The 8,387-nt window shown below is 62.6% G+C and carries 10 protein-coding genes; 9 read left to right on the forward strand and 1 reads right to left on the reverse strand.

The genetic code is table 11. The features are described from left to right. Positions 1 to 14: 14 nt before the first annotated feature. The 5 genes from MLB1_RS24180 (at position 15) to MLB1_RS20050 (ending at position 2,485) form a co-directional block, all read left to right on the forward strand. Positions 15 to 443, forward strand: a complete 429-nt coding sequence (locus MLB1_RS24180) for a hypothetical protein (protein WP_255486032.1) — start codon at positions 15 to 17, stop codon at positions 441 to 443. A 12-nt stretch (positions 444 to 455) separates the two neighbouring features. After that, positions 456 to 851: a hypothetical protein gene (locus MLB1_RS20035; protein WP_180751568.1), complete on the forward strand. Its 396-nt coding sequence runs from the start codon at positions 456 to 458 to the stop codon at positions 849 to 851. Beyond that, a complete protein-coding gene (locus MLB1_RS20040) occupies positions 832 to 1,323 on the forward strand; it encodes a hypothetical protein (RefSeq protein WP_180751284.1) in 492 nt (163 codons plus the stop codon). The genes MLB1_RS20035 and MLB1_RS20040 overlap by 20 nt, the downstream gene beginning before the upstream one ends. Before the next feature lie 170 nt (positions 1,324 to 1,493). After that, entirely contained in the window at positions 1,494 to 2,078 is a 585-nt protein-coding gene (locus tag MLB1_RS24185) for a hypothetical protein (RefSeq protein WP_255486033.1), read from the forward strand. 179 nt (positions 2,079 to 2,257) lie between these two features. Next, positions 2,258 to 2,485 carry an excalibur calcium-binding domain-containing protein gene (locus tag MLB1_RS20050; protein ID WP_180751569.1) on the forward strand — a complete coding sequence of 76 codons (228 nt, stop codon included), beginning with the start codon at positions 2,258 to 2,260 and terminating at the stop codon, positions 2,483 to 2,485. A 506-nt stretch (positions 2,486 to 2,991) separates the two neighbouring features. Here MLB1_RS20050 and MLB1_RS20055 read toward each other — a convergent pair. Next, entirely contained in the window at positions 2,992 to 3,405 is a 414-nt protein-coding gene (locus MLB1_RS20055) for a DUF5313 domain-containing protein (protein WP_180751570.1), read from the reverse strand. Positions 3,406 to 3,637: 232 nt separating this feature from the next. On the opposite strand from MLB1_RS20055, the gene MLB1_RS20060 reads away from it, so the two are divergent. From MLB1_RS20060 to MLB1_RS20075, 4 genes are all read left to right on the forward strand, one after another. After that, positions 3,638 to 4,006 carry a metalloregulator ArsR/SmtB family transcription factor gene (locus MLB1_RS20060; RefSeq protein ID WP_180751629.1) on the forward strand — a complete coding sequence of 123 codons (369 nt, stop codon included), beginning with the start codon at positions 3,638 to 3,640 and terminating at the stop codon, positions 4,004 to 4,006. Between the two features lie 107 nt (positions 4,007 to 4,113). After that, positions 4,114 to 5,997, forward strand: a complete 1,884-nt coding sequence (locus MLB1_RS20065) for a phosphoenolpyruvate carboxykinase (GTP) (RefSeq protein ID WP_180751571.1) — start codon at positions 4,114 to 4,116, stop codon at positions 5,995 to 5,997. A 61-nt stretch (positions 5,998 to 6,058) separates the two neighbouring features. Further along, the gene (locus MLB1_RS20070) at positions 6,059 to 7,714 is read left to right on the forward strand and encodes a SulP family inorganic anion transporter (RefSeq protein ID WP_180751572.1); all 1,656 of its coding nucleotides are present in this window, start codon (positions 6,059 to 6,061) and stop codon (positions 7,712 to 7,714) included. Between the two features lie 155 nt (positions 7,715 to 7,869). Continuing rightward, on the forward strand, positions 7,870 to 8,244 hold the full coding sequence (locus tag MLB1_RS20075) for a hypothetical protein (protein ID WP_180751573.1): 375 nt from the start codon (positions 7,870 to 7,872) through the stop codon (positions 8,242 to 8,244). Positions 8,245 to 8,387 lie beyond the last annotated feature (143 nt).

Below are 8,387 nucleotides of genomic sequence, written 5' to 3' on the forward strand. Positions count from 1 at the left end.
TCCAGCCGCCTCAAATGCCTGCGCAGCAGCCTGATTACCAGGGCGGGAATCAACCGCCGTTGAATCAGGACAATGGTGTGTCCATCTATAACAGCGGCGCCCCGCAAGCACCCCAGCAAGGCGGTCAGCAAGGCGCGCAACAACAGCCAGGCAATCAGCAACCGCAGCACGGGACGCAGATACCGGATTACCAGACTGCCACGCCTTACACCCAAGGCCCCGGTAAGGCGAACCCGGATTACCAGGCGCCGCAACAGAACTCACCACAACAGCCGCAACAACAACCCACCCAACAACCTCTGCAAGGCCAGGTACAACAAGTCAGCAAGCAAACGAGCTGGGTCATTGACTGCATCGTGCTCGGTCCGTCCGGGCAGAAGAACTGTGTTATCTACGATGCAGACGGTGAAGTCATCTTCAGCCACACGTACATGTTCCCGTGAGGAGTCTGGGCAATGGAGATTGAAGAAGAGTTCGAGCGTGACATGCAGGCAATCGAGAACAACGAAGTCAGCGCCGAGGAAGGCCGACTGCTCCTTGAAAAGTACTGCTGGTCTATCCAGTGGAAACCGGTAACCACGCAGCTATCTGATGGCACTTGGGAGCGGCGATACCCGCGACAGGACTGGGCCATCACCGCCGACACGTTCGATGAGCTACGAGAGAAGTCTGTGGCCGAATACAGGCGATACATGACGCCCGACCGCACGGTAGCGGTCGGGCGCGACTTCCGCGATAACCCTGAGCCTGGCGTGGTCGTGCACCAAACGACAGGGCCAGATGCCGGACCGACCCCGCAAGAATTTCTAGCAAAATTGGAGGGGAAAACCAATGACGATGACGCACCGTAAGGCCCTGGTAGCACTGTCGCTCTTCCCGCTCATCGCATGCGGAAGCGGCCACGAAGAGTCAACGGCCAAGACGGTTACCGTCACCGCGTCATCGAGCACCGTCCGCATTGACGACTCACTAGTAGTGACGCGCGAGCAACTCGTCCTTAAGCCGTACGCGGATGCCGAAAAACTGCTGCACTCCGGTACCTGGCAACCCGAAATACTGTTATCCGGAACATATCCACGGAGCTACACGGGGGACATGCCCGACCCGCCACCGCCAGACTGGCCGGTGCTCGGCGTGTGTTTCTCCAGCAGCCAGCCCATGAAAATCCTGATCGCCACAACCCCGCCTAGCGTGCTCACTGATGACATTCGCAAGCTCGCCCAAGATGGTGGATTCACCAGACTTACTGGAAACAAACAGGATTCGCACCTTTGCGACCCCGTCAGGTCTAGCATCGACCTCGCCCACCAGCCCGTTCGGTAGCCCATAAGATGAATACGACGACGAATACCGATTGCCTACACGGTAGTTTCGCGCATCCGGTGCGCAAGTTCACGATCTGCACCGAAACACAGAAGTAGAAGTGAGTGGCAGATTCCTGGAACGGGCCGCCGGGTACCGCGAGTGCGCCCGGTCGTCGTCGGTGGCCAACAGTGCTGGGCATCGCAGCTTTGAGTGTCGTGGCAGCACTGGCGTTGTGCGCCATGGCGAGCTTCGGACTTCTGGTCTATGCGAAGGTGCGGCATGAATTCCGTTCGGAGCTCGCCGCCAAAACGGTCAATACGAACTTCTCCAAGATCGACAGCCGGTTTCCTGCCGACACCCCAACTGTCAATCCGGACTACCCTGCCGGGACGTGTGTTCACCTGCATACGACGGCGACTCACATGCAGTTGTCTAAGGCTGAATGCGGGGCACCGGACAACAATTACTTTGTGATACAACAGGTTCGGAAGCACACCGACTGTGTCAGCGACACCGAGCAAAGATACTGGGACACCAACACCGCCGATGGCGGAGAGTGGACGGCCTGCCTCGACTACTACTGGGCTCGCGGCAATTGCCTGAGCATCGGCAAATACGAAGCAACCCGCGGCAGGTGCGACGACCGCTCGCACCCGAACCGCGAGAAGCCACTGAGCGTCATCTTGAACACCACCACCAATGCAGGCTGCCCCACCGGCGGTTTCCCGCACGCGGTGCGCAAGTTCACAATCTGCACCGAGACCCAGAAGTAAGTAGCGGACTCGTGGCTGAAGGACCCGCGTTGAGGCCGGTAATTGTGGGCTTCCGGACGGATACGCGAACAAACTGGCACACGAACGGCGCCAAACACTTCTCCCCGAAAACACCCGCAATCAAGTTGAGTGGGCGTACATTCCGCTGACCACAATCGAATCACGGGTAGGCGGGGGCAATGAAGCTCGCGGTCAATCATGCAATCATCGGGGCACTCTTGGCGGGCGTAATCATCTCTGCATCAGTACCTTTCAGCGCCAATGCGGCCACACCGACACAGGCCGATCCGCCATATGGCAGCTGCAAGGAAGCACACGCCGACGGGGCTTACAACATCAAGAAGGGCGACCCCGGATACCGCCCGAAATTGGACCGGGACAACGACGGCGTCGCCTGCGAGGGCTAAGTCGCGAGTTCGTTGGGCCGCGGATAGCAGCAGGCGGTCAGCTAGAGAGGCGGGGGCATGAATGTACTGGCCGGCTGGTATCCGGATCCGTAGCGCCAAGCTGCACTGCATTGGCGGAGTGGTGTTGAGCGGACAGGGCGGATCCACCTTCAGCTCCTGGGTTTCGCAGCCCCATTGGATCCGCTGCCTGATATCGCTCTACATGAGACGGCTGCGGTGGCTGGGGGCGGTTGGCGGACTTGTTGACCGGCGCCGATCGTTGTCCTAAGAAACGGCTGGACTCCTTACGGACGTGGGGGTCTGCGCGAATTGGAGTACACCGGTTCGGATTAGGGCAACAGCTTTTGACTGCGCCGATGCAAGTAGGTGGAGCGCGCCAACGGCCATTCCAGCACGCAGGTCGTGTGCGAAGGCGATGGGAATACGTCACCATCGACGAACCGCTCCGCTGTCTCTGTCACCTATTCAATGACCGGCGCACGAACGAAGCTGCTGTCGTGGGCGGTTCAGATGGGGTCGCTGCTGGAGTAGCTATCGGTCTGTTGGCGCGCACCGTAGCGCTCTGCATATGCCTCATGCTTGCGTGCGTTTTTCTCGCGGTTGACGTTGTCGGCGAGCTTGGGATCCAGGCCGTGTGTGGCAAGCCGGTGGCGGCGCCAGATCTTGTTCAGTGCGTGGGTCATCAGGATGGCCCACACGTAAATAGGCAGCGTGATCGCGGTATGAAGCAGCAGCCCACCGGGCAGGAGCCAGAACGGAGCCAGAAGGAAGTGGGGCGGAATCACGTATCGGATCATGTGGCGACGGATCGCTCCCGGGCCAGACAGGTCATTGGCCACCCAGTCACGCATGCTGCCGGGCAGGCGCTTCCCATATGAGTAAGCGATGTACTGCCATGCGGTGGGCCGGTCGGCGGCCATAGACAAACTCCTGGGCGTCTAGTCGTGCACATGCCCGGTGCGTCTACTCGGGCGCAACGGCCCAGTACGGGCGTTGGGTGGTTCTCGCCGGGGCGGGCATCAGACAGGCCCTGATGAGTGCAAGAAAGTGCCCCGGCGAGAACCAAGGGGAACTATAGACGGGGCCTTGCCCTGCATCGTTGCCGGGTTGCTAATGTTTGCATGTTGATCGTTGTGGTGAGGTGGTGTTGTGGTGGATGCGCGTCAGCCGCTGTATCGGATGAAGGCGGATTTTTTTAAGACGCTGGGTCATCCGGTGCGGATACGGGTGTTGGAGTTGCTTAGTGAGCGGGACCAAGCCGTGTCGGAGATGCTCCCGGAGGTGGGGATCGAGCCGGCGAATCTGTCACAGCAGCTGTCGGTCCTGCGGCGGGCGGGTTTGGTGACGGCGCGGCGTGAGGGTTTGTCGGTGCTGTACACGTTGACCTCCCCGCAGGTGGCCGAACTGCTGGCCGCCGCGCGCAAAATCTTGACCGGGGTCGTAGCCGATCAGGCCGAATGGCTCGATGGCGCCGATCCGGTCACAGTGGGGCCCGCGCGGGCGACGCGGGCCCGGCGCTAGCCGGAGGTATCGGACGTTATCTCCGGCTAGCGCCCTCTAGTTGCTTGTTTTCTTAATTAGCATGCTTTGTTGATAGTCAGGTTCTGAAGAGCTGGTGAGGAGTGGTTGTGGTGAGTTCGGTGGATGCAGTGGGTGCGGCGCAATCGGTGCAGGGGTTGGAGCCTGCGCCGACCACCCATGCGGGGGTGGTGTTGTGGGTGGCGGAGATGGCCGAGCTGTTGGGCCCGCAGAAGGTGGTGTGGTGTGACGGGTCGCGCGCCGGGTGGGATCGCCTGACCAGACAGCTGGTGGCTAAGGGGACGTTTGTGCCGCTGCGGGGTAAGCCGAATTCGTTTTGGACTGTGTCGGATCCGGCGGATGTGGCGCGGGTGGAGGATCGCACGTTCATCTGCTCGGAGAATGCCGCCGATGCGGGTCCGACCAACAACTGGATGGACCCGGTGGATATGACCACGATCATGACCGAGGAATACCGGGGTGCGATGGCTGGGCGCACCATGTATGTGATCGCGTTCTGTATGGGCCCGCTGGGCTCTGATGACCCGAAATTTGGTGTGCAGGTGACCGATTCGGAATATGTGGCGGCCTCGATGCAGATCATGACCCGCTCTGGCGCCCCGGTGTGGGATCGGCTTGGGCTGCGCGGCCGGTTCGTCAAGTGCGTGCACTCGGTGGGCGCCCCGCTTGCGCCGGGGCAAGCTGATGTGCCGTGGCCGTGTGATGAGACCAAGTACATTTCGCATTTCCCGGCCACCCGCACCATCTGGAGCTACGGATCGGGCTACGGCGGTAACGCACTGTTGGGCAAGAAATGTTTCGCCCTGCGCATCGCGTCGGTGATGGCCCGCGACGAGGGCTGGTTGGCCGAGCACATGCTGATCCTCAAACTCACCTCCCCGCAAGGTGTCGTGAAGTATGTGGCGGCGGCGTTCCCCTCCTCGTGCGGCAAAACAAACATGGCGATGCTGGCCCCTTCGCTGTCTGGCTGGACCGCCGAGACGATCGGCGATGACATCGCCTGGATGCGGTTCGGGGCCGATGGGCGCCTGTACGCGGTCAACCCCGAGGCCGGGTTCTTCGGGGTTGCACCGGGCACCGGGCGGGGCACCAACCCGCACGCGATGGACACCATCGAGTTGGGCAACTCGATCTTCACCAACACCGCGCTGACCAATGACGGGGATGTGTGGTGGGAAGGTGCGACCGACACCCCGCCCGAACACTTAACCGACTGGCGCGGACAGCATTGGACGCCGGCATCCAACCATCCTGCTGCGCACCCGAATTCGCGGTACTGCACCCCGATCGCGCAGTGTCCGACCGTCGCCCCCGAATGGGATGACCCCACTGGGGTGCCGATCTCGGCGATCTTCTTCGGGGGCCGGCGTGCCAGCACCGTCCCGCTGATCACCGAATCCCGCAGCTGGCGCCACGGGGTGTTCCTGGCCTCCACGCTGTCCTCGGAAACCACCGCGGCTGCCGCCGGTGAAGTCGGCGTGCTACGCCGCGACCCGATGGCGATGCGCCCCTTCCTGGGCTATCACGTCGGCGATTACTTTCAGCACTGGCTCAATATCGGCACCCGCAGCGACCCGGATCTGCTACCGAAGATCTTCTATGTCAACTGGTTCCGCCGCGGCGCCGATGGCAAGTTCCTGTGGCCCGGTTTCGGGGAAAACGCCCGCGTCCTCAAGTGGGCGCTGGAGCGCCTCGAGGCCGCAGCCGACGCGGTCGCGACCCCGATCGGCTACCTGCCCACCGCTGACGCGCTGGACCGCACCGGCCTGGATATCAGCGATCAGGATCTCGAGGAGGCGTTGGCGGTCAACATCGACGAATGGGTCGCAGAGACCGAATCCATCGACTACTGGTATGCCAGCATCGGCGGCAACCGCCTACCGGACGAACTGCGCACCGAACTGGGCGCACTGCGGGCACGACTGGCCGAAGCCCGGCAAGGATGCACCGGCTCGCTGACCCAATCACGGTGACCATCAGCGCACATGAGGTCCCCGCGCCGCGACGGGGTCGCATCGATCACTGGACCCGGTGATGGGTGCAGTCGGTATCGCCGCGGTGGCGCGGCTGCTGCCGCACCGCGATGACTACGCCGGTCTGGGTCGGTCGTGGCGCTGCGACATCCTGGCCGGGATCACCGTCGGTGTGGTGGCGTTACCTTTGGCGTTGGCGTTCGGGATCAGCTCGGGCGCCGGGGCCGCCGCCGGTCTAATCACCGCGGTGATCGCCGGTGTGGTAGCGGCGATGTTCGGCGGCTCGCACGTGCAGGTATCCGGGCCCACCGGGGCAATGGCGGTCGTGCTGGCCCCGATCGTCGCCCAATACGGCAGCAGCAGTTTGGCTTTGGTCACCGTGCTGGCCGGGATCATTGTGGCGGCCGCCGGCATCACCGGTTTGGGCCGGGCGGTCACCTTCATCCCGTGGCCGGTGATCGAGGGCTTCACTTTGGGGATCGCCGCGATCATCTTCTTGCAGCAAGTCCCCGCCGCCATCGGCCAACCGGCACCCCGCGGCCATCCCCCGTTGGCCGCCGCGATCGACGTTCTCACACACGCCCGCTGGAGCGTCGCCGCACCGGCCTTGCTGGTGGTGGGATTGGTGGCGGCACTGATGGTCGGGCTGCCGCGGCTACACGGCGGGATCCCCGAATCCCTGGTAGCTGTGGTCGCTGCCACCGCGCTAGTGGGGGTAGTAGGTTTATCTGTTGCCCGTATCGGCGAGCTGCCCTCGCAGCTGCCCGCACCACTGCTCCCGCACGCTAATCTGGCTGCCCTGCAAGCACTTCTGGGTGCAGCGGTGGCGATTTCCGCCTTGGCTGCGATCGAATCGCTGTTGTCGGCGCGGGTGGCGGCCACCATGGCTCCCACCGGCCCCTATGACCCGAACCGTGAGCTGCTCGGGCAAGGCCTGGCGTCGGTGGCTTCGGGGGTGTTCGGTGGGATGCCGGCCACCGGCGCGATCGCCCGCACCGCGGTTAACGTGCGCTCGGGGGCACGCACCCGCGTTGCGGCGATTACCCATTCGATGCTGCTGTTGGCGGTGGTGTACTTGGCCAGCGGCCCGGTGGGTGCGATACCACTGGCCGCGCTGTCAGCGGTCCTGATGGTCACCTCCTTCCGGATGATCTCGGCGCGCACCGCGATCACGATCCTGCGCTCGACCCGCTCCGATGCCGCCACGTTCGCGCTGACCGCCGTTGTCACCATTTGTTTCGACCTGATCGAGGCGGTCGAAATCGGCGTCGTCGTGGCCGCGTTCTTCGCGCTACGTGTGGTGGCCCGACGTAGCAGCGTCACCCGCGAAGAACTACCCGGCTCACCGATGCCCGGGGACGAGAAGATCGCACTACTGCGCCTGGATGGCTCCATGTTTTTCGGTGCGGCCGAACGTATCTCGAATACCATCACCGACGCCGACCACCCCAATATCAGTGTGGTGATCATCCGCATGTCCCAGCTGGGCATGCTCGATGCCACCGGCGCACACACGCTGGCACAGATCGCTGAAGATCTCGAAGCCCGCGGCATCACCGTCATCATCAAAGGCGTACGCCCCGAGCACCTCACACTGTTGACCAACGTCGGTGTCATCGAATCCCTACGTCACGAAAAGCACCTCATCGGCACCCTCGATGCCGCCATCGCTCACGCCCGCACCCACGCCGGCGGTATCTACCCCACAAACACCTGACAGGAAGCCTGTATGCACTCTTGGACGTCCATCGCAACACTCATCGCGCTCATGAGTGCAACCGTTTTCGTGGTCTGGAAACTGCAGCGCTAAGACATTGCAGACCCTCGTATACGACTGCTCGACGATGCCTTGCGAGCGGAAAGGTCACACCAGTGAGCTACGCCGACGACTCAGCGCACGCCAAGATCCTCATGGAGGGCCTTGGCGGTGGGGTATGCCTGCTGGCAGTGCACTGGCACGTCCAGGAATCCAACAGGCAGGCGTACTTACCGAGAATCCGAGCAACCACACTCCACACGATCCGATCGCTTATCCGCGACGGCCTGTTCGAGCTGGGCACTATGGCGCCGCACGCACAGGGATTTGCGCGGGCCGACGATCCCGAAGTTGCACTGCGTCACATCTACGCCGATTACATCGACAACTTTGACGTGTTCGGATGGCAGTACCACTGGTGGCTGATCATCACTGCACAAGGCAGGCAGATGGCCGAGCCCCTCATCACGGCCTATCAACGTGAACTTTAAAACACACCCCAACAACGTTCAGAGCGCAAAGGAGCAGCTCCATGGGTAATCCAGTCATTGTCGAAGCGACACGCAGCCCTATCGGCAAACGAGGTGGATGGCTCGCGGGGCTGCATCCTGCCGAGCTGCTGGGCAGCATCCAG

The organism is Mycobacteroides sp. LB1 (assembly GCF_013449725.1).
In the GTDB taxonomy this organism is placed as follows: Bacteria; Actinomycetota; Actinomycetes; order Mycobacteriales; family Mycobacteriaceae; genus Mycobacterium.

What these genes read in the sequence shown, in the direction of transcription:
- MLB1_RS20050 (WP_180751569.1), top strand. Translation starts at nt 2,258, where the DNA reads ATGAAGCTCGCGGTCAATCATGCAATCATCGGGGCACTCTTGGCGGGC.
- MLB1_RS20040 (WP_180751284.1), top strand. Translation starts at nt 832, where the DNA reads ATGACGATGACGCACCGTAAGGCCCTGGTAGCACTGTCGCTCTTCCCG.
- MLB1_RS24180 (WP_255486032.1), top strand. Translation starts at nt 15, where the DNA reads ATGCCTGCGCAGCAGCCTGATTACCAGGGCGGGAATCAACCGCCGTTG.
- MLB1_RS20070 (WP_180751572.1), top strand. Translation starts at nt 6,059, where the DNA reads ATGGGTGCAGTCGGTATCGCCGCGGTGGCGCGGCTGCTGCCGCACCGC.
- MLB1_RS20035 (WP_180751568.1), top strand. Translation starts at nt 456, where the DNA reads ATGGAGATTGAAGAAGAGTTCGAGCGTGACATGCAGGCAATCGAGAAC.
- MLB1_RS20055 (WP_180751570.1), bottom strand. Translation starts at nt 3,405, where the DNA reads ATGGCCGCCGACCGGCCCACCGCATGGCAGTACATCGCTTACTCATAT.